The sequence below is a fragment of the Acidobacteriota bacterium genome, from assembly GCA_022340665.1.
Lineage (GTDB): Bacteria > Acidobacteriota > Thermoanaerobaculia > Thermoanaerobaculales > Sulfomarinibacteraceae > Sulfomarinibacter.
The window spans coordinates 1-20,556 of sequence record JAJDNM010000077.1 but is presented as its reverse complement, the minus strand read 5'-3'; the positions used below and the strand labels follow the sequence as shown (position 1 = coordinate 20,556).

At 61.9% G+C, this 20,556-nt stretch carries 21 protein-coding genes; 16 read left to right on the top strand and 5 right to left on the bottom strand.

Translation table 11 applies throughout. The features are described 5' to 3' along the window. The first annotated feature begins 54 nt into the window (after positions 1-54). The 3 genes from LJE93_09600 (at position 55) to LJE93_09590 (ending at position 3,506) form a co-directional block, all read left to right on the top strand. Positions 55-1,098: an NAD-dependent epimerase/dehydratase family protein gene (locus tag LJE93_09600; GenBank protein MCG6949151.1), complete on the top strand. Its 1,044-nt coding sequence runs from the start codon at positions 55-57 to the stop codon at positions 1,096-1,098. Positions 1,099-1,191: 93 nt separating this feature from the next. Continuing rightward, on the top strand, positions 1,192-2,376 hold the full coding sequence (locus LJE93_09595; GenBank protein ID MCG6949150.1) for a pyridoxal phosphate-dependent aminotransferase family protein: 1,185 nt from the start codon (positions 1,192-1,194) through the stop codon (positions 2,374-2,376). After that, entirely contained in the window at positions 2,373-3,506 is a 1,134-nt protein-coding gene (locus LJE93_09590; GenBank protein MCG6949149.1) for an N-acetyltransferase, read from the top strand. Before LJE93_09595 ends, LJE93_09590 begins: the two co-directional genes overlap by 4 nt. A 200-nt stretch (positions 3,507-3,706) precedes the next feature. On the opposite strand, the gene LJE93_09585 is transcribed toward LJE93_09590, so the two are convergent. After that, complete coding sequence (locus tag LJE93_09585; GenBank protein ID MCG6949148.1) at positions 3,707-4,744, bottom strand: DHH family phosphoesterase; 1,038 nt, start codon at positions 4,742-4,744, stop codon at positions 3,707-3,709. Between the two features lie 173 nt (positions 4,745-4,917). Between LJE93_09585 and LJE93_09580 the strand changes: the two genes are divergently transcribed. The 8 genes from LJE93_09580 to LJE93_09545 all read left to right on the top strand — a co-directional run bounded on the left by LJE93_09580 (position 4,918) and on the right by LJE93_09545 (position 13,116). After that, positions 4,918-5,349, top strand: coding sequence for an SRPBCC domain-containing protein (locus LJE93_09580; GenBank protein ID MCG6949147.1), 432 nt, complete (start codon positions 4,918-4,920; stop codon positions 5,347-5,349). Then, the gene (locus LJE93_09575) at positions 5,346-7,715 is read left to right on the top strand and encodes a penicillin acylase family protein (GenBank protein MCG6949146.1); all 2,370 of its coding nucleotides are present in this window, start codon (positions 5,346-5,348) and stop codon (positions 7,713-7,715) included. The genes LJE93_09580 and LJE93_09575 overlap by 4 nt, the downstream gene beginning before the upstream one ends. Further along, entirely contained in the window at positions 7,712-8,380 is a 669-nt protein-coding gene (tsaB, locus tag LJE93_09570) for a tRNA (adenosine(37)-N6)-threonylcarbamoyltransferase complex dimerization subunit type 1 TsaB (protein ID MCG6949145.1), read from the top strand. The genes LJE93_09575 and tsaB overlap by 4 nt, the downstream gene beginning before the upstream one ends. 4 nt (positions 8,381-8,384) lie before the next feature. Further along, positions 8,385-8,843, top strand: a complete 459-nt coding sequence (locus LJE93_09565) for a GNAT family N-acetyltransferase (protein MCG6949144.1) — start codon at positions 8,385-8,387, stop codon at positions 8,841-8,843. Positions 8,844-9,003: 160 nt separating this feature from the next. Then, complete coding sequence (locus LJE93_09560; GenBank protein ID MCG6949143.1) at positions 9,004-10,119, top strand: hypothetical protein; 1,116 nt, start codon at positions 9,004-9,006, stop codon at positions 10,117-10,119. A gap of 241 nt (positions 10,120-10,360) precedes the next feature. Beyond that, entirely contained in the window at positions 10,361-11,485 is a 1,125-nt protein-coding gene (locus LJE93_09555) for a hypothetical protein (protein ID MCG6949142.1), read from the top strand. Between the two features lie 171 nt (positions 11,486-11,656). After that, positions 11,657-12,541, top strand: a complete 885-nt coding sequence (locus tag LJE93_09550) for a fumarate hydratase (GenBank protein MCG6949141.1) — start codon at positions 11,657-11,659, stop codon at positions 12,539-12,541. Next, complete coding sequence (locus LJE93_09545; protein MCG6949140.1) at positions 12,529-13,116, top strand: fumarate hydratase C-terminal domain-containing protein; 588 nt, start codon at positions 12,529-12,531, stop codon at positions 13,114-13,116. The genes LJE93_09550 and LJE93_09545 overlap by 13 nt, the downstream gene beginning before the upstream one ends. A 138-nt stretch (positions 13,117-13,254) precedes the next feature. Here the strand turns inward: LJE93_09545 and LJE93_09540 are convergent, their stop codons facing one another. Then, positions 13,255-14,748 (bottom strand): 4Fe-4S binding protein, encoded by a 1,494-nt coding sequence (locus tag LJE93_09540; GenBank protein MCG6949139.1) that lies wholly within the window; start codon positions 14,746-14,748, stop codon positions 13,255-13,257. 114 nt (positions 14,749-14,862) lie between these two features. After that, positions 14,863-15,858, bottom strand: a complete 996-nt coding sequence (locus LJE93_09535) for a DUF362 domain-containing protein (protein MCG6949138.1) — start codon at positions 15,856-15,858, stop codon at positions 14,863-14,865. 228 nt (positions 15,859-16,086) lie between these two features. On the opposite strand from LJE93_09535, the gene LJE93_09530 reads away from it, so the two are divergent. The 3 genes from LJE93_09530 to LJE93_09520 are packed head-to-tail and all read left to right on the top strand — an operon-like array spanning position 16,087 to position 18,256. Further along, the gene (locus LJE93_09530) at positions 16,087-16,674 is read left to right on the top strand and encodes a LemA family protein (GenBank protein ID MCG6949137.1); all 588 of its coding nucleotides are present in this window, start codon (positions 16,087-16,089) and stop codon (positions 16,672-16,674) included. 23 nt (positions 16,675-16,697) lie between these two features. Continuing rightward, complete coding sequence (locus tag LJE93_09525; protein MCG6949136.1) at positions 16,698-17,351, top strand: hypothetical protein; 654 nt, start codon at positions 16,698-16,700, stop codon at positions 17,349-17,351. Next, complete coding sequence (locus LJE93_09520) at positions 17,351-18,256, top strand: TPM domain-containing protein (GenBank protein ID MCG6949135.1); 906 nt, start codon at positions 17,351-17,353, stop codon at positions 18,254-18,256. The genes LJE93_09525 and LJE93_09520 overlap by 1 nt, the downstream gene beginning before the upstream one ends. Before the next feature lie 85 nt (positions 18,257-18,341). On the opposite strand, the gene LJE93_09515 is transcribed toward LJE93_09520, so the two are convergent. Then, the gene (locus tag LJE93_09515; protein ID MCG6949134.1) at positions 18,342-18,746 is read right to left on the bottom strand and encodes a hypothetical protein; all 405 of its coding nucleotides are present in this window, start codon (positions 18,744-18,746) and stop codon (positions 18,342-18,344) included. Positions 18,747-19,062: 316 nt separating this feature from the next. On the opposite strand from LJE93_09515, the gene LJE93_09510 reads away from it, so the two are divergent. Continuing rightward, positions 19,063-19,266, top strand: coding sequence for a dodecin family protein (locus LJE93_09510; GenBank protein MCG6949133.1), 204 nt, complete (start codon positions 19,063-19,065; stop codon positions 19,264-19,266). 25 nt (positions 19,267-19,291) lie between these two features. Here the strand turns inward: LJE93_09510 and LJE93_09505 are convergent, their stop codons facing one another. Further along, positions 19,292-19,843 (bottom strand): LEA type 2 family protein, encoded by a 552-nt coding sequence (locus LJE93_09505; GenBank protein MCG6949132.1) that lies wholly within the window; start codon positions 19,841-19,843, stop codon positions 19,292-19,294. A 151-nt stretch (positions 19,844-19,994) separates the two neighbouring features. Between LJE93_09505 and LJE93_09500 the strand changes: the two genes are divergently transcribed. Continuing rightward, complete coding sequence (locus LJE93_09500) at positions 19,995-20,177, top strand: DUF1508 domain-containing protein (protein MCG6949131.1); 183 nt, start codon at positions 19,995-19,997, stop codon at positions 20,175-20,177. Positions 20,178-20,556 lie beyond the last annotated feature (379 nt).

The following is a 20,556-nucleotide window of genomic DNA, read 5'->3' as shown; positions in this document are numbered from 1 at the left end:
AAAACTAAGAACTCAAAACTGATCTTGCGCGTCCCGGTACAATCTCCCTCGACGATGACAGACTTCTCGCATCGAAATCCCCTCGTTTCGCCCGATCGGGTGAAGCCGTGGCTCGACGCCATTCCGCAGCCGGTTGCCATCACCGGCGGGACGGGGTTCGTCGGTTCGCATCTCGTCGACGCTTTGTGTGCTGCCGGTATCGAGCCCCGCATCCTGGTTCGTGATCCCGAGGCGCCGCGCTGGATCGCCAACGCACCCGTTCGGTGGGTTGTCGGGTCGCTCTCCGACCCCCGGGCCCTAGACGAACTCGTCGACAACGCTGGAACGGTCTTCCACCTGGCGGGCGTGCTCCGCGCCGGTCGCGAGCGAGAGTTCGACGAAGGCAACCGGTTGGGGACTGCAAGTCTGGTCTCGGCTATGCAGGAAACCGCCCGAGGCTCCCGTCTGATCAACGTGTCTTCCTTGGCGGCGGTCGGTCCGTCGCGTTCGCCCGAGGGAGTCGGGCCCGAGGCGGTGCCTGCGCCAATTTCCTGGTATGGCCGATCGAAGCTCGCCGCCGAAGATGAGGTGCGAAAGTGGGAAGGGTACGGCGGCTGGTCGATTCTCAGGCCGGCTGCGATCTACGGCCCGCGTGATACCGACGTCTTCGAGTTCTTCCGCATGGCGAGCAGCGGGCTGGTCGGGCTCCCCGCCGGCGAACGGTGGTTGACTGTGGCCTGGGTGGGCGATGTGGTGCGCTCGATCCTGGCCGCGGCCTCCGGGAGCGTCGGAGAGGTCTTCCACGTCGGCGAAGCCGAGCCGCTCGAGCTCGAAGGGCTCATCGATTCTCTCTGCGAGATCGGCGGCGTGAAGGCTCGTGTCCTGCGGGTACCGCCGGCGCTGGTGTCAGGCGCAGGGGTGATCGGCAGCGTTCTGCAGAGGCTCGGCTGGCGTCGGCTGGCGCTGACGTCCGACAAGAGTCGCGAGCTGCTGGCCCGTCACTGGACCGCGCGGACGGGCGACAGCCTGAAGCTTCTCGGTGTGACTGATCTGACTCCATGGCGGGTGGGGGTTGACGTGACCTGGACCTGGTATCGAGATCGGGGTTGGCTGAACTGAGACCGGGGTTCCCCCTGCTATCATGTCGACGCCGCTTCTGTGCGCGAAGTGGGCCTGAGATCGGGTGAGCGTAATTTTCACGGCGGAGTGAAGGTGGACGTCTTTCAGAAGTGCTTCAATTTCAGGGAAGCCGACGAGGTTCGCGACCTTGGAATCTACCCATACTTTCGCATGATCGCCTCCGGACAGGACCCGGTGGTGACGATGAACGGCCAACGTGTGATCATGCTCGGCTCGAACAACTACCTCGGGTTGACCAATCACCCGGAAATCAAAAAGGCGGCGGCCGAGGCGCTGGAGAGTTACGGAACCGGAACGGCGGGTTCGCGATTCCTCAACGGCACCCTGGAGATCCACGTCGAGCTCGAGAGAAGGCTGGCCGAGTTCATGAACCGGGAAGCAGCCCTCACGTTCTCGACCGGGTTTCAGGTCAATCTGGGCGTCATCTCGAGTCTGATCGACCGCAAGGACGTCGTCATCCTCGACAACCTGGACCATGCGTGCATCCTCGATGGAGCCCGGCTCTCCTTTGGGCGGGTGTTGAAGTACCGGCACAACGACATGGACGCGTTGGAGGAGCGGCTGCGAAGCGTTGAAGATGACCGTTCGTCGCTGATCGTCGTCGATGGTGTCTTCTCAATGGAGGGCGACCTCGCGAATCTCCCACGAATCGTCGAGCTGAAGAAGAAATTCGGAGCTCGCCTGATGGTCGACGACGCACACGGAATCGGTGTGATGGGCGAGAATGGCCGCGGCACGACGGAGCACTTCGGGCTCGAGGATGAGGCAGATCTCGTGATGGGCACCTTCTCGAAGTCGCTGGCCACGGTCGGCGGATTCGTTGTCGGTGACAGCCAGATCATCGATTACGTCAAGCATCACGCGCGTTCGCTGATTTTCTCGGCCGCCCCACCGCCGGCCTCCGTGGCCTCGGTGATCAAGGCCCTCGAGGTCATCGAGCGCGAACCCGAGCGGCGGCAGAAGCTGTGGGAGAACACGGACTACATGAAGCGTGAGTTCTCGACCATGGGATTCGACACCGGCGAGTCGGAATCTCCCGTGATTCCACTGGTGGTGGGCGAGGACATGGCCGCGTTCAAGATGACGATCAGACTGCAGGAGGAGGGCGTCTTCGCCAACCCGGTCGTTTCGCCGGCCGTGCCGGAAGGGAGGGCGATGATCCGGACCTCGTACATGGCGACCCACTCTCGAGATCACCTCGATCGCGCACTCGGAGCATTCCGAAAAGTGGGCCGCGAGATGGGAGTGATCGCGTGAAGGTACGACCCGTACGAAACCGGTCGGATCTGGCGCGGTTCGTTGACCTGCCGTGGAAGATCTACCGAAATGACAAGAACTGGGTGCCTCCACTGAAAGCGTCCGTGCGCGAGCTTCTCGACGTCGAGAAGCACCCCTTCTACGAAAAGGGGAGGGCGGCCGAGGCCGAGCTGTTCGTAGCCTGGGACGGCCGCGATGCGGTCGGCCGGATCGCAGCCATCCTGAATCACAACTACAACCGATTTCAGGAAGAGAACGTCGCCTTCTTCGGCTTCTTCGAGAGCATCGACCGGCCCGACGTCGCTCGCGGACTGTTGAACGCGGCTGAAGCGTGGGCGTCCGAAAAGGGTGTCCGGTCGGTGATCGGTCCGATGAACCCATCAACCAACTACGAGTGCGGATTGCTGATTGAAGGGTTCTCGAGACCGCCCGTTCTGATGATGACATACAACCCGCAGTATTATCCGCGACTCATCGAGGGAGCGGGTTACAGCAAGGCCAAGGATCTGAACGCCTACATCTCGCCGGTTCATGGCGCGAGCCTCGGGCGCCTCAAGAAGCTGGCCGACAGGACAAAAGAACGCAATCCGGGTTTGACGACCCGAGGCGCCAACCTTTCGGATTTCCACGGCGAGGTCAAGCTGGTACAGGAGATCTACAACTCGGCATGGGAGAAGAACTGGGGGTTCGTGCCGATGGCGGACGCCGAGATCGAATGGCTGGCAAAGGAGCTACGGCCACTCGTGCATCCCGATTTGCTGCGGTTCGCCCTTTACGACGGAGAACCGGTGGCCTTCCTCCTCACCATTCCCGACTGGAATCCGGTACTCGCCGATCTCGACGGTTCGCCGTGGCGGCACCCGCTGCGAACTCTGAGGCATGTCCTCACGACCAAACCGGAAACCCTCGAAGGCCTGCGCCTCTTCACTCTCGGAACGAAGAGAGGGCACAGGAAGCGGGGCGTCGAAGGGATCCTTCTCGGCGAGGGCCTCGAAAAGAGCCTCGAGGTCGGCTACAAGTGGTGCGAATACTCGTGGATTCTCGAGGACAACGAGCTCACCAAACGAGCGGTCCGCCTGATGGACGGTGAGCTGTACAAGGTCTACCGCGTCTACGAAAAAGCTATCTGAATTCTCAATTTTGAATTTTGAATTACGGACGCCCTGTGGGCGTCGCGACTCACCACCACCAGCGCGTGGCCGTACGCTTCCCACCCGCCCTCGAGCCGACCCCCTCAGCTACGGCCACGGTGCGCTGTTGTCGGTGAGTTCCCAACCACCCTCCCCGAGAACAGGGGGCAGGAGGGGAATTGAGAATTCAAAATTGAAAATTATTGGCAGAGGCGTTTGCCGGGTTCCTTGGCGTCGCCGGTGGCACGCAGAAACCTCTTCGTCAGGTCCCTCATCCTCGTCCGAAGCTTTCGTTCGCTCAGGTCGGTCTCTTCGAGGGGGATCTGCGCCGCAGCCAACGCCTGATGGCCGCCACCGAAGCCGCTCCTCCCCCCGAGGTTGCGTGCGACCCGACCCGCGTGGCGTTCTCGGTCCGTGGTACGGAGGCTGAGGTGGAGCGTATCGTCGATAATCCCCATGGTCATTGCCCATTGAATTCCTTCGGCGCGCAGCAGCAGGTCTGCAGCTTCTGCCACCATCTCTGGTGATTCGAGCTGGCCGAGGTATGAGACTATTCGGTCGCCGTGGATCCTTGCATCGTCCAGGGCATTTCGCAGTTTGGAAAAGTAGGTGCGGGGCAGCGTCGCTTGGACGATTCGGCCGAGGGCACGAGGATTGGCGAGCGGGTAGAGGTCAAGGAAGGCTTCCACGTCCGCTCGAGTGCTCTCGCGGCCGAGGTCCTGGGTATCGGATCTGATGCCATATACCATCGCGGTCGCAACTGGAGTCGGAATCTCGATTTTCGCCTGCTTGAGGTACTCGAAAAGTATCGTCGAGGTTGCTCCGTAGCGGCTTCTCACATCGGTGAATCTCGCGCTTCGGGTTTCGCGTCGGATCGGGTGGTGGTCGATGACCACGTCGAGCCGGACCGATGGATCGAAGTTCACATTTCCGGCGCCCGGCTGGGCATCCACCATGCTCAACCTGTCGAAGCGATCAAGGTCGAGATCGACGAGAGACCGGGTGTTGAGGCCCAGGTACTTGAGAAGGGCCAGGTTCTCCGCTCTCCAGACACCGCCCGAGTGGCCAATCGAACATGCGATCTCATGGCGTTCGTTTGCCAGTTCACGCAGTGCGGCGGCGGCGGCGATCGCGTCCGGGTCCGGTGTGTTCTGCACGATGATCAGCATGCTGCGCGCACCGTCTAGTACGGAGGTCAGTCGTGCCAGGCGCTTTGCGGGCGTCACCTTTGGGCTCATGTCGCCCGTCCGTTGGTCACTGGTTGATGAATCGGAATTGATGTCAACATGAGGTCTCGACGGGAGAGTATACCCTGACGATCCAATTCAGAATTCAGAATTCAGAATTGGGTTGTTGGAGGGGTGGGATCATCTTGTATCCTGCTGATTGAAAGCGGCTGAAAGGATTGGGCATGTTCGAGATCAAGCACCTCCTGACGATCGATGCTCCGATCGCCTTGGTGTATGCGGCATTGACCGAGCAGGAAGGGCTCGCCGCCTGGTGGACCACGGAGACCATAGCCACCCCGACAGTTGGCTCGATCGCGAGCTTCAGATTCGGCGATCGGTATCACGACAGGATGCGAATCGAGGCGCTCGAGCCAAACGAACGCGTCGAGTGGGTCTGCCTCGAGGGGGATCCGGAATGGGTCGCCACGACATTCACCTTCGATCTCGAAGACCGGGAGGGTTCGACCGTGCTGCGTTTCACTCACGGCGGTTGGCGTGAGGTGACTGACTTCTTTGCCAACTGCAACTTCCACTGGGGTTCCTACATGCGGAGCCTCAAGGCGTACTGCGAAACGGGCAAGGGCCAGCCGTTCGGAGAGAGTGAGTCGTCATGATTCGCCGAGGGTGGTTCGTGCTCTTGGCGCTGGTCGTCTTTCTGGTTCTTGCCGCGGTTATCGCCCTCACCCACCTCCGCGTACGATCTGCATCGAGCCGGCTCCCCGAACGGGGAGCGGTGACCGAGGTGATTGCCGGGTGCCCTGCGCAATCCAGGGTCTTGATCGACGACCGGGGGATCCCGCACATCGAGTCGGAGAGTGAGTCCGGTCTCTGGTTCAGTCTCGGGTACGTCCACGCACGCGACCGGTTCTTCCAAATGGACCTGGCTCGGCGAAAGGGAGCGGGACGCCTTTCGGAGGTCTTCGGCGAAGCAGCGTTGGACAATGATCGTAAGATGAGGGTGCTTCGGCTGGCCGCGTCGGCGAGGCGACAATCGGCGATGCTGTCGACCGAGGAAAGACGGGTTTTGGATTCCTATGCGGCCGGTGTGAATGCCGCCATCGGCCAGTTCGGGAGGTGGATCGCTCCTGAGATATGGCTTCTGGGTGTCGACCCCGTACCCTGGAAGGTCGAGGATTCGCTGACGATCGGAATGCTGCTCGAGCTCGAGCTCAGCTGGGCGATGGGGGAAGAGCTCAAGAGGGCAGTAGAGCTCTCCCGGCTCGGCCGCGATCGAGCTACCGATCTCTGGGGCTGGACGCCCGCCCAGGTGCAGGCCTGGGTTCCGCCCGGAGATGGCGTCAGCCAGCCGCGCCGCGAAGACGAAGCGATCACCCCACCGATGGGTGGCTTCGGTTCCAACAGTTGGGCGGTGGCGCCCGAACGGAGTGCCACGGGCAGAGCTCTTCTCGCCAACGATCCGCATCTCGGCGTGCAGATGCCGGGTTCGTTCTTTGCCGTTCACCTGCGAGGGCCGCGCACCCACGTTGCGGGTGTTTCGCTGGCCGGAATTCCGGGGGTCGTGATCGGCCACACCCAGGGGGTCGCGTGGGGCCTCACGCTGGCGATGCTCGACGACCAGGATCTTTTCGTGCTCACGTTGGATGACGATCGCACTCGCGAGCTGGTGGACGGGCGCTGGCAATTGTTGAGGACCGTGGCCGAGGACATTGTCGTGCGCTGGCAGGACGCACCGGTTCTGCTCAAGGTTCGTCTGTCGCAGCATGGTCCGGTGGTTCGAGAGCAGCGGGGAGAGACCCTCGCGTTGTCGTGGGTCGGCCGTCACGGTCCGAGCGTGGCGGCTGCAATCCTCGGAATGAACCGTGCGAGCACCGTGACCGAGGTCGCGGCGGCCTGGGACGACGTGGTCGGCCCCGCGATGAACCTGATCGCCGCGGATGTGAACGGACACATCCTCGAGCAGGTTGTCGGTCGGGTTCCGGACCGAGGGAGAGGAGCGGGGCGTTTGCCGTCGCCGGGTTCCGATTCGCGGTGGGCGTGGCAGGGATTCCAACCGGTGGCAGCCGCTCCCTTGATCGATCCGAGCGAAGCCTTCGTCGCGGCAGCGAACCATGATTGCTTCAGCGAAGGAGATTTTCCCGAGAGACACAGATTTCCAGCCGAATTCGCACCTCCGTGGAGGGCGCGGCGGATTCGGGGAGCGCTCGCGGCACGGTCCGACTGGACTGTCGAGGGATTCGCGGAGCTTCAGGGAGATGTGGTGTCGGCTCGCGCGATCGCCCTGCTCCGCCAACTCAGGCCGGAACTCGAAGGGCGCGAGGGGCCTACGGCCGAAGCGTTGCTGGCGTGGGATGCGCGCATGAATGTGGAATCAACCACGGCGACACTGTATTCGCGCTTCATGATCGAGCTCGCGCAGGCGGTGGGTGGAGATGAGGCGGAACGGGAGGAGCTCGGCTGGAATCCGATCGGATCGGAAGAGGTGCTTCGGCTGCTGGCCGGGGGACTCGAAGAATCATGGTGGGACGATGTTGCAACGGCCGGACGCCAGACGCAATCTGAGATTCTCGATCGTGTGATCAATCGCCTGGACGGCATGGGTCCGCAGAAGAAATGGGGAGAGGTCCACAGGGTGAGATTCGACCACCCGCTCGCCCGTCTCTCGCCTGCCACCGAGCTGTTATCGGATTCGTGGAGCAAAGGTCCGTTTCCGGTACCGGGAGGCAACGTGACGATCAACGCGCACTATTGGAACAGGCGGGAGCCGTATTCAGTGACCTCCATACCGGCGCTGCGGTTTGTCGCCGATGTTGGCGATTGGGACTCGGCCGTTCTGGTTCTGCCGGTCGGGCAGAGTGGGCGCCCGTGGTCCCGCCATTACTCGGACCAGCTCTCGAGCTGGCTCAATCTTGGGCACGATCGCCTTCCGTTCAGCCGCGAGGCGGTCGAGGCAGCGACCCTGGCGACTCTGGAACTGGCGCCCGCGCCGGGTGGGCAGACGGGAACCGGAGCCGGACGATGACCGGCCAAGAATCGTCCGGGCAGGATCCGGAAGCGAGCGAAGTTCGTCTCGCCCTGGTGACCTGTGGACCGCAGCTCGAGGTGGCGCTGTCCGCTGCGGCCTGCAGGACGATCTCGCTGGTTCGCCTCGGGGGCGTTGCGCCGCGCTCGACTCTTGTGCTGGCTGCGATCGATCTGTTGGTTGAAGATGCCGGGCTGACCGGAGAATCGATCTCCGAGATTGTGGTGTCCCGCGGTCCGGGCTCCTTCACCGGTATTCGATCCGGGCTGGCGACGGCGGCCGGGCTGGTCGCCGCGGTCGGCGCGAGATGCCTCGCCTACGAATCCCTCGTGATGCTGGCCGCCCGGTGTGCCGGACCGGCGCAGGTGTGGTGCGCGCAGCCCGGCCGCCGGGGGGAGGTGTACGCCCGACACTTCGAAATTTCCGGCGAACAGCTGCCCAGGGCACTGGGCAACATCGAAATTCTGTCGATTTCAAAGGTGGCAGACCGAGGACCCTGGTCGGCAGCCGAGGCCCTCGATCTGGGCGATGCCGAGCGAGTGACTGCGGTGCGGAGCTCGGCCGAAGCTCTCATGTATCTGGCGGAGACGGGTTTGCCCGGAGATGATGCGGAGCCCCTGTACGTCGAAGGACCGCCCATTTCCACTCGCAAGAGCGAGAGCTGAGATCGTGCAGCGCCTTTCGGTCCGTCCGCCGCAGTTGGGCGATGTGAGGGCACTGGCCGAGGCCGAGTTGGAGTGTTTCTCGGATCCGTGGCCGCCGCAGTTCTTCATGTCCGAAATTCTGGCCGACGGTCGTTTCAACAGACTGCTCATCGACCCATCCGGGCAGATGATCGCGTATCTGTTCTGTGCGTGGCAATACCTCGATCTCCACGTGCTCAAGGTCGCGACCCTTCCGGTTCACCGACGCGCCGGGCTCGCCAAGCGACTCATGTTTCTCGCCGAGGACCATGCTGCCGAGGTTGGAGGAGAAACTCTCACGCTCGAGGTCAGAGCTTCCAACTCAGCGGCCGTCGCTCTCTACGCTTCGCTAAGCTACGAGCAGGTAGGCAGCCGTCCCTCGTACTATCCGGATGGCGAAGACGCGGTGCTGATGACGAAAAGAATTCGGAATTCGGAATTCTGAACGCGGAATTTTGAATTTCTGACGCCTTCCTCGCTGATTTTGCTCAATGAATCGACCCTTCGAATTGCGCCCACTGCGCAAAATGGTCGGATTTCGCCAGAAATGGCATCATTTGTAAAGCCTGTGGGGTTGACTGTGCAGAAGTTGTAGAATATGCGCCATGGGACTCCTGGGTCAGATGCTTATCGAGCGGGGGGCGATTTCGGTCGAGCAGCTTCAGACCGGTCTTGAAGCTTGCCGAGAGGGCGGGGAGCGGCTCGGCACGTGTCTGGTGGACCAGGGGTTCATCGACGAGCGTTCGCTGTTGGAGGCCCTTGCCGAGCAACAGGGAGTCCCGTTCATCTCGGCCGGAACCCTTTTGGACTTCCTCGAGTCACTCGACAGCGGTGTTCTTCCGCGAGCGATGCTGGAGCAACTTCAGGTCGTTCCCTTCCGGAAGGTGAATGGCCGTCTCCAGGTGGCGATGAGCAACCCTGCGGATCCGAAGATCATCAACCGGATCGCGAGCTTTACCCAGCTGCAAGTGGAGCCCTTCGTGGCATCCGATCGAACCATCGAACTCGCCCTCAAACGCGCGAAGGAATTCGTTCCAGTTGCGGTCGACTCGGATGCGGATCTCTTGACCGATGTGGTGGCGGACACCGAAAGCTTTGGATGGGATGACCTGTGGAGGCCGCATGTCAAACCCGCGACGCTGCTCGAATTGTACAGCAGGCCACAGGCCGCCGGTACGGTGCTGACGGCGAGCTTCCCGAGCCTGATCCCGGTCGGTTCGGGCGAGGGCAGGGTCAGGGGAGCCAAGATCGGCAGCACCGAGCTGTTTCGCCAACTCGGAAGTGCCTCGAGTGCCGCTGAGCTCGGGGAAAAGTTGACTCACTACGCATCCCAGCGGCTCGACAGGATATGCCTTTTCGCGGTTCATCACGGCAAGGTGTCGGGCTGGATGGGTCGGGGCCTGCCACTGGATGCGCCCGATCTGAGATCCTTCTCGACCCTTTCCGAGATTCCGTCGGTGTTCTGGGAGCTGGAGGAAATCGACCGATACGTCGGTCCGCTCCAAGGTGGCCCGGTCGATGCCCAGGTCCTCGAAATACTGGGTTTGCCAGCGCCGGTCGAGGTGCTGGTCGTGCCGCTCAAGATGAAGGGCCGTACCAAGGGGTATCTCTTGGGGGATATTCCCGGACAGCCCGTGCCCGAATCCGTGATCGACGAAATGGTGGCCGCTTCCCGGGTCGCAGGGGACGCACTGACCGCCATTCTCCGCGGAAAGAGCTGAAGCCCGGGCCGGGCCTCACAGGGCGCGGAGGCGTACTTGACAGTACGTTACGGCGCGCCTTCGGCGCTTGTGTCTCACCACCACCAGCGCGTGGCCGATGGGCTCGCCCTGTGGCGAGCCTTCGGCCACATCGCGCTGTTGTCGGCGGGGAGAGCACCCTGAGGCGAGCGGACACCGCTGGGTATGGTGAATCGCCGGCCGCACTAGAGGTTTCATGAATAATGCGGGTTAAAATGGTGTGGTGAAAAGGCTTGGAGAGATTCTGCTCGAACGTGGAGCGATTGCGATCGCCGAACTCCATACGGGCCTCGAGGCGTGCCACTACAACGGAGGACGTCTCGGGACGCAACTGCTCAAGTTCGGGTTCGTCGACGAGCACGCCCTGCTCGAGGCGCTCTCGGAACAGCTTGACGTACCGTCGGTTTCTTCAGCCGTCCTTCGCCGCGTGCCGGACAGGCTGAAGCGCTTGATTCCTACTCATGTGGCTCGGCGGATACAGGCAATGGTCTTCGAGAAACGCGGTGAGAACCTCGGTGTCGCGATGACGACACCGAGAAACCCCGCTGCGATCGAGGAGGTCATCAGTTATCTCGGACTCGACATCAAACCTCATGTGGCGACCGAAACGGCAATCCTCGAAGCCCTTACCGAAATCCAGGAATATCCGACCGAAACGGCTGACCCGAACCGGCGCCACGGGCGTCGGGTGCGATCGGCTGGCACGACGGACGCGTGGGATCGGTTGTGGAAACCGCCCCGACTGAGATCCTCCGATCTACTGAATGTGAAGCAGAAGAAGGACAACGGCAACAACCCTCTGGCGTCGACCTTCCCGGGACTCTCACCGATTCCGAAGAGCAACCGCGCGGCCGCGACCCGTCCCCTGGACTCGAAGGCTTACAGACAACTGCTGTGCCAGGCCGACAACAGGGACGAAGTCGGAGAATTGTTGTTGCGCAGGGCCTCAGCCATTCTCGATCGGTGTTTTCTGCTCGTCGTTCATACCGGGAAGATCGTGGGCTGGTTGGCGAAGGGCGCGGGGGTTGTGGTGGACGACGTCCAATCGTTTTCGATCCCGACGGAGACGAAGTCCGTTCTGTCCGAGGCCGGTGACGAAAACGGGTTTTGGGGCCGGATCCCGCCCGGTGAGACCAACGGCCTGTTGACCAGCACTCTGGGAGATCCACCACCCACCGAAATCGCGATCATTCCGGTGCTGGTCAAGAACCGGGTGGTTGCGTATCTCGTGGGGGATGCCAGCAACTCGAGGACGCCTAATCTCCACCGCGAGGCGCTGGTCGATGCGGCGCAGAAGGCCAGCATCGCCTTCGAGGTCTTGATTCTCAAGAAAAAGATCGTCTCATAGCCGACCACCCTTCCGCGTCAGTTTTGAGTTCTCAGTTTTGAGGTTTGAGTTACTCCCGCTGCAAATTCGGAGAGGTGGGTGGGCGGTTGGGAACTCGAAACTCAAAACTCAAAATTCAAAGCTCGGCGGGGTAGGTGGCAGGCGTATACTTCCTCGTCAGGAGGTGTCTGGATGGAAGATTCGCAGTCCTATATCGGAACATTCGTCGAGCTGATCCGCAGGGCTTCGACCGAGCTGCCCGCCGACGTGGTGGAGGCGCTCGAAGAAGGACGAAAGGCGGAAAAGGACGATGGTCTCGCCTCCATTGCCCTCGGTACGATTCTCAACAACGTCGATCTGGCGCGGGAGAGTTCGGCGCCGATCTGCCAGGACACCGGGACTCCGGTGGTGTGGATTCACCACCCGAGCGGTGTCAGCACGCGCAGGCTGAGGGATGATTTTGTCGCAGCGGTTCGCGAGGCAACGGCGAGGAAGTACTTGCGACCGAACGCCGTCGACACCCTTACCGGGAAAAACACCGGTGACGGCGCCGGGCGTGGCATTCCGTTCCTCCACTTCGAGCAATGGGATGAGCCAACGATCGAGGTCCGGATGATCCTCAAAGGGGGCGGCAGCGAGAACGTGGGCACCCAGTACAAGCTGCCGGACGGCAGGCTCGGCGCCGGCCGCGATCTCGAGGGCGTGCGACGGGCGGTGCTCGATGCAGTGGTCGAAGCCCAGGGCAAGGGATGCGCACCGGGCGTGCTCGGAGTCTGCATCGGCGGTGACCGGGTATCAGCATTCGAAGAATCGAAGCGGCAGCTGCTGCGCCCGCTGAAGGACACGAATCCGGTTCCGGAGCTTGCGGAGCTCGAGAACAGGCTCCTCGCGGAGGGCAACGAGCTCGGTGTCGGGCCGATGGGTTTCGGCGGAAAAACGACCCTGCTCGCTGTCAAGATTGGCGTTCTCGACCGTCTGCCGGCGTGCTATTTCGTGACGGTTACCTACATGTGTTGGGCTGATAGAAAGGCGGCCGTACACATCGATACGGAAGGGAGCGTGACATGGCTGAGCTGAAGCTTCCGGTCGCCGAGGAGTCGATCCGTGAACTCAAGGTCGGAGATTTCGTGGAGCTCACGGGACGGATGATCACGGGCCGGGACGCGGCCCACAAGTGGCTGATCGAGGACTACCGTGAGAACGTCGCGCCCTATCTGAAGGATACGGTCATCTACCACTGTGGACCGGTTGTGGCCGAGAACGAGGACGGGACCTACGATTTCGTGGCTGCCGGCCCGACGACCTCGATCCGTGAGGAACCCTACCAGGCGGATGTGATCGGTCGCTACGGCCTGCGCGGGGTCATCGGCAAGGGGGGAATGGGCGCGAAAACACTCGAGGGCCTGGGCGAACACGGAGCGGTCTACCTGCACGCGGTCGGCGGCGCGGCCCAGGTGCTCGCACGAGCGATCCCGAGGGTCGAGAAGGTCTTCATGCTCTCCGAGTTCGGTGTGCCCGAGGCGCTGTGGGTGATCGAGGTCGAGCGGTTTCCGGTCATGGTGACGATGGACTCCCACGGCGCTTCATTGCATGACGTCGTGGAGGAGCATTCGAAGGCTAAACTGCAGGAGTTGCTGGGACTCTCCGGGTAACTTCGATCACAAGCGACCCACCTCGGTTATCGGGTGACTCTCTTTCACGAGGAGAGGTGAAGAGTGGAAAATGTGAGAAGGTGTAGTGGGAACCACCCATCCTATTCATCTCCTTTTCTCCTTTTCCGCTGCGCGCTCTCAGGAGGTCTGGAGGGTCTGCAACATCCGGTTTCGGGGGTCGCGCGACTCGCCGACTGATGAGACCCTGATCGCAGCCTTCTCGCCGACCGGGCAGCGGTTCTCGCACAGCCCGCATCCGGTGCACAGGTCGGGTTGAACGGCGGGACGCTGGAGAGTGACCGGTTTTCCGTCGCGGCGGGTGATTTCGACCGTTTCAAGCCAGATGGCCTTTGGCGAGGTCGGGCACATCTCCTCGCAAACGATGCAGGGAGTCTCCATGGCCCAGGGCAGACACCGGCCACGATTGACGAACGCCGTGCCGATCGTGACCTCTGCAGGACCGCCGATGGCCTGCTTGGCGTTCGGGTCCAAAGTTTCCAGAGCATCGGTCGGGCAGACCTCCCCGCAACGAATGCACGAAGGCTCGCACCAGCCCCGTTTCATGTCGAGGATCGGTGTGAACAGACCGTCGACTCCCGTTTTGCCTATGTCTGCCCGGATGACGCCGGTCGGGCAGGAGGCCGAGCAGGCGCCGCACGTGATGCAGCGCGACAGAAAAGCTTCTTCGATGAGGGCGCCGGGAGGGCGGATGGCGTCATGCGCGCGTCCCTCGCCTCCGCTGCCAGCAGCGCGCAGCACGGGCGCAAACGCTGCGGACCCGGCGACGCTGATAAGAAAGCGCCTCCGACCGACATCGAGCGCCGGCATCGGCGCCTCGTAGTCCTCTCGGGCGAGACCGTAGAGCAGGCTGTCTTCGCCGCACGAGCCGAGACAGTTGAGACAGACGTGGCACTCGCTGACGCGGTGCTTGTCAAGGGGCTCGTCCGCTCCCTGGCAGGCGAACAAACAGAGGGTGCAGCCGGTGCAGGAACCCTTCTGGTCGCGACGAATGCGCAGGGGTGCGAGGCGCGCGAAGATGCCCATCAGGGCCCCGAGCGGACACACGCCGCGGCAGAAAAATCGCGGCATCCAGGCCGACATCAGGAGGATGGCGGCGAGAAGCCCGAACGAAATCCATCCGCCCGGCGAGAGCCCCCCGTGCCAGATCGGACGAATGCCGGCGGCAAACGCCCGGTGGAGTAGGGGAATCGGATCAAGCCAGCCGATGTGGTCGGTCCCGAGGGCCGCCCACGTGAGAAGCACCGCGAGAACGATGTACTTGATTGAAAACCAGCGTCGATAACGGTTGATTTTGGGAAGCTTGCGCCGTTCCGGGCCGGCGATCCACGATACGAGGTGCTGCAGCGTGCCGAGGGGACAGATCCAGCCACAGAAGAAGCGGCCCAGAACAGCGGTGAGCGCGAGCACGACGAGACCGAGCCAGGTCCAGCCGACGAGCGTCCAGTCCGAGAGAATCGTACCAACCGCGGTCAGGGGGTCGAGGGCGAGGAGAATCGACGCGGCCGCTGCCGGTACCCGCGGCTCCGCCAGACCCCAGAAGAGCGCGAGGAAAGCCAACAGGAATGCCGCTTGCGAAAGGATCCGGAAGTGTCGCGCGCGAGGCCTAATCACTGGAAGTTTCCAGGCCTTGATCCTGGATGTTTGACCCTCGACACTCGAAGAGTCGTCGGACCCTTGGTGGGTGGATGGATCGAGCATCGAGTATCCAGCATCCAGCATCCAGCATCATGCTTCCACCAACACCGACTTCCAGTCCGCAGTTCCAAGATGCAGGCGGGCCGCGATTGCGATGTGGGGCAGCTGCTCGGCGTCGAGGCCGAGAAGGCTCGCCCCCCAGGCATCTGCCGCCACCGGGTCGGTTGCGACCGCGATGCTGTCGGTGGGCTTGACGAGAGCCAGTGAACCTCCGGTGGGACCTCCGCCGGTGAGGATGCGCGTACCGTCGATGACAGTGAAGGTTGGTCGGAAGGCCGCCCCGAGTTCGGCGCAGTTCTGGGCAATCCTCTGGTGGAGGTTGGAACGCCTGCCGACAATCGCGCCAAACCAGTTCTTCATACCGAGGGTGGCCCGGGACAACGAATGATGTTTCACCACGGGAATATTGATCACTCGGTCCGCGTGGGCGATGGGTTCGAGCACCTCCCAGGAGCCGAGCCCCGTACCCCCGAGGTTGAAACGCACCGTCCTAGCGTTGCGCTGATGTGCGATCGAGCCTCCGGCCTCACGAACTGCTTGTTCGATTCCCGAACGCGAGAATGTACGACCGGGGTCATGGCACGAGTTGTCCGCGACGACCACTGACGCGGCTCCAGCCGCGATGCACAGTCGTACCACCTCTCCTACGAGGTCGGGATCGGTGTTGGCTGCCTGCTCGGGCTTGCGGTCCCACGCGCAGTTCGGCTTGACCGCTACACGGTCGCCGGGCTTGATGAAGGTTTCGATTCCGCCGAACACGCCGAGTGCGGCCCTGATATTTTCAACCGGGCCTTTGCCGCGGGCGGTCGCGAGACTCCCCGCCTTCTCGGGATTCAGACGCCAGTCTCTCGGTTTGGTCAGTGACTCGGCCGATGGCGGTTGGTGGCGGCCTTCGCGATTGGAAAATCCAAAACCGAGGCCGGCCAGGGCAACGCCCGCTATTGCGGGCGGAAGCCACGCACGGAGCACATCGCGGCGCCCCAAGCGGCGGTATTCGTCGACTATCGGAAGTTGTTCCTTTTCCATAAACGCCTCAGCGATCCAAGTGTACCGTGGCCAGTCATATTGCGGATTTCGAATTTCCCACCCACGCTTTGACTCCGCAAACCCACCGGGTGGCTGGGGGGGAATTCAAAATTCAAAATTCGTCACTCTCAACTCTCAACTCTCAACTCTCAACTCTTAACTCTCAACTCATATGCGCTGCTGTACAATGCCCGGCACCGACGTCGGTAAGAAAGTGGGGCTGAGGAAATGAGCAAAGCTATCGGTTGTGGGCTGGCGATTCTGGGGGTTGTGCTGCTCGTGGCGTTTCTGGTGGGTGGCATCTACAACAACCTCGTGGGTCTCCAGGAGGGAGTTGACGCGGCCTGGGCGCAGGTCGAAAACGTGTATCAGCGGCGCGCGGACCTGATTCCGAACCTGGTGTCGACCGTCAAGGGCGCGGCAGACTTCGAGCAGGAGACACTGCAGAACGTGATCGAGGCACGAGCCAAAATAGCTCAACCGAACATCCAGGGATCTCCGACACCGGAGCAGATGGAGGCCTTCCAGGCCAATCAGGATGCTCTGTCGTCGGCTCTTTCTCGCCTGCTGGTGGTGGTCGAGCGATACCCGGAGCTGCAGGCCGTGCAGGCGTTCCGCGACTTCCAGGTTCAACTCGAAGGCACCGAAAACCGGATCGCTGTCGAACGCAACCGGTACAACGAGGTGGCCCGCGAGTACAACACGGCGCGTCGACGGTTCCCGGCGGTGATCGTTGCCAATATCTTCGGTTTCGAAGAGAAGGGTTATTTCGAGGCGGCACCGGGGTCGGACGAGGCGCCGGTGGTGGAGTTCTAGGGCGGATCATCGGTCGCCGGACAATGCGTATCGAAAAGCTGTTCTCAGAGGCCGATCTCGAGTCGATCCGCGACGCGACTGCGCAGGCCGAATCCCGCACCGGCGGAGAGATCGTTCCGTACATCGTCGAGCGTGTGGTCGACCGCGGCGCAGCCAGATGGCGTGGTGCGACCATGGGCGCGCTAGGCCTGGCTCTCGTCGCCGGACTGGCAAACTATTTCGGTGAGTTCTGGAGCGCTGCCGGCGTCATGTGGATCACGCTACCTGCCTCGTTGGGCGCCGGCCTGGGATATCTGATTACCGGCATCGACGCGGTCGGTCGCCACCTGATCTCGAGTGACGTGATCGACTGGTACGTGCAGCTCAGAGCCAAATCGGCTTTCCTCGAGGAAGAGGTATTTTCAACCGCAGACCGAACCGGAATCCTCATCTTTGTTGCGCTTTACGAGCATGGGGCGGTGATTCTGGCCGACGAGGGAATCCACAGGGCCGTTCCGAAGGGCGAGTGGGAAAAACTGGTGGCTCGTCTGGTGATCGGCATCAAGGAGGGCCGGGCCTGCGAGGCGCTGAAGGAGACGATCGGTCGTTGCGGCGAGGTGCTCGAACGGTTCGAAGTGACCCTGCGCGAGGACGACGAAGATGAGCTCGCCAACGAGCCGCGTGTGAGGGAGCGCTGATGTCGACCGGCAATGTTCGTCGCTCGATCATCTGGACCGCGGGTTTTTTCATGCTGGTGGCGGCGACGGTCGCCGCGCTCGAGGTGCCGTACCTCGGAGGCCGGGTCAACGACCTCGCCGACATGCTTGACGACTCGTTCGAAGCACGCCTCGAAGAACGGTTGCGGGCTCTCGAGGAGGAGACGGGCGCTCAGGTCGTGGTGCTGACCATTCCCAGTCTTGAGGGAGATCCGATCGAGGATTTCTCGATGCGGGTGGTAGAAACCTGGAAATTGGGGCGGGAAGGCGTCGACGACGGCGTGTTGATCCTGGTCGCCCGAGATGATCGTCGCATGCGAATCGAGGTTGGCTATGGTCTCGAGGGTGCGCTCACCGATGCCCAGAGTGGTCGCATCATCGACTACCTCATGGCACCGCGATTTCGACAGGGCGACTTTTCGGGTGGAGTCGACGAAGCGGTATCCGCTGTCTCGGCAGCAGTCCGGGGCGAGGGGCTCGAACTACCCGAGAGCCAGCCCCGAGAAACCGGCTTGCCTGGCGTCGGATCGCTGATCTTCTTCCTGCTCTTCGGCCTGCCTTTCATCAACGCGGCGCTATCTGCGCGGGGTTCGGCCGCGTGGATCCTGTACCTGTTCCTGACGCCGTTTTTCTTCGTACTGCCGTCGGCCATGTTCGGGCCGAAGGTTGGGCTGATCGCCGCCGGGGTGTGGCTGATTGGCTTTCCGCTGCTACGGCTGATCTTGCCGAAGGCACCGACGACACGGACCGGGGGCAGGGGCGGTGGGGTCTTCTGGGGTCCGTTTCCGGGTGCCGGTGGAGGTGGCGGATTCGGGGGTGGTGGCTTTGGCGGGTTTTCAGGCGGTGGCGGCAGCTTCGGCGGTGGTGGCGCGAGCGGAGGCTGGTAGAGCCATCGCCGGCAACAACAGGAAAAAACCTGGGGCGGGGATCATCCCCGCCCCTTGATTTTTGAGGTGTTCGACAGAGATTGGACTAGTTGTCTCCGCCGGAACCCTTTTCCTTGACCTTCTTGCCAGTCTCTTCGACCTTCTCGCCGGTCTTCTTGACCGCTTCACCAGTCTCTTCGACGACTTTTCCGGTTGCCTTCTGGACATCGTCGACCATCTCGCGTCCCGCTTCTTTTGCCTCTTGGTTAGCCCTGTCAACAGCCTCGGCTCCGGCTTCGACGACGTCCCCGGCCTTTTCCGCCGTTTCGTCGATCGCGTCGCCCACTTTGTCGCCGCTCTGTTCGATCTTCTCGCCGGCCTTCTGAACTGCCTCGCCGGTGGTTTCGATCGCGTTCTCGGTTGCCTGACCGCAACCGTTGCAGCCCATGCTCGGCAGTACCACGAGCGCGATTGCAGCAATCATCGCGAATCCCAAAAGCGTCTTTCTCATTTCCGACCTCCTTCAAAATATCGAGCCCCGGAAGAGCACCGGCAGCATCGCCGCTGCTCCCCGGAGTTGGGGCCCAGTTCCAATTTTTCTCCCGCCGCGCAACACCCCATGCGGAAGGATTCGGGGATTATGTCACAGAATTTCACTGGCTCCAGGAAATATCAGAGATTTTTGATCGGTGCCCCGTTGACGCGACCGGATAACGAGAATGCGACCTGTGCTAAACTCGCTCGCTACTACAGGACAACTCACTCGGAGGCCAGGTTCGCTCATCGAAAACGGGCCGTTCGCGGTCCACAAACGCAAAGGAGATGATATGTCAGTAGCGAAAGTAACCGAAATCAGCTGTTCCTCGGCGACGAGCTTCGAAGACGCCATCGCGCAGGGTATCTCGCGCGCGGACAAAACCCTCGACAAGGTCAAGGGAGCGTGGGTGAGCGAGATGAAGGTTGATGTGTCGGACGGTCAGGTGACGGCCTACCGAGTCAACCTGAAGGTCACCTTCGTGCTCAAGGATTGAAATTGTTGACCGAATCCTGTTTCGGTCAATCCTCGAAATCGGGCCGGTCGGTCTCCAAGGTCTTCTCGCCCTGGAGGTCGATGCGGCCCGTTCTTTCGATCTTGAGGTTTTTGGCCCCGAACGTGCCCTGGGTGTAAAGGCTTCCCCGGACCCCGTAGCTGACCTCATCCTTTCCAAAGGTCTCCTTGACACGCAGGAGCGCGGACGCATTGTTGATGTGAAAGACCACCTGCGTAATCGTCGAGTCGAATCGATCCACGTTGAATGCCTCGGCCGTCGTGCCCCTCCCTACCTTCTTTTCGTCGAGGTAGAGCGTGAACGATCCGCCGTCAATGCTGATCGCTTCTGGATTGGGGTTGGTGATTCTGAGTTGAGCCGCGAGCGTGGTTTCGAACACGGTTACTTCGGTGACCTCGAGGTCGACGAGTGTGACACCGAGAGGCTCGAATGACGTACTCGAGGTGCAGCCCATGGCGAATACGAGGAGGATTACGCCAATCCAGGAACCCGCCCACCGGCGAGAGATTCTCCCGTTGAACCTGAAAACTGTTTTGGCCGAGCTCGTGAGATTGACCATGCTGCTTCCTTTCAGACTGCGGCCTGTGACCGCGGGACGATGTCTCGGAACCTTCTACGGGGTTGGATTATAAGGTACATCTCCGGGCATCGAGTCACCCTGAGACGATCTGGTAGGATGGGGGGCACCAGTCTGAACGGAGGAGGAGTCGATGGCAGCAAAGTTCGAAGTGTTCAAGGGCAAGGGTGGAGATTTCCGCTTCCATCTCAAGGCAGCCAACGGCAAGATCGTCGCCCAGGGCCAGGGTTACAAGTCCAAGGACGCCTGCCTGAAGGGCATCGAATCTATCAAGAAGAACGCCAAGGGAGCTGCGGTCGTCGTCACCGACGGCTGAGCACGAGGCTTCGAATTCGTCTGTCACCTCCGACACGGTGACCTGCCTCCAGGTCGGGCCGATGCTGGGTTGTGAACAACGAACGGTTGGCGTTTCATCGTGAGCGAGTTCAGTGGCGCGTTGCATCGAGGCGGCTGGGGCGGTCGTACCGCGAGCGCCGGTACGATGCTGGTTGCACGAAGCGCAGGCTCTGCGCAAGAGCACAACTCCGCCGCCAACCACGTCACCGCCTGACCTTGCCGAGCGTGTCACCTCGATCTGACACCCGGACAGCATGCCTCACAGTCCAACAAAGTCGACAATATCGAGACCCTTCGCCGGATTCCGATCGAGGGATCGATCCCGGATTGAACCATCTTTTCGGCGGGGGAGGCGGTCG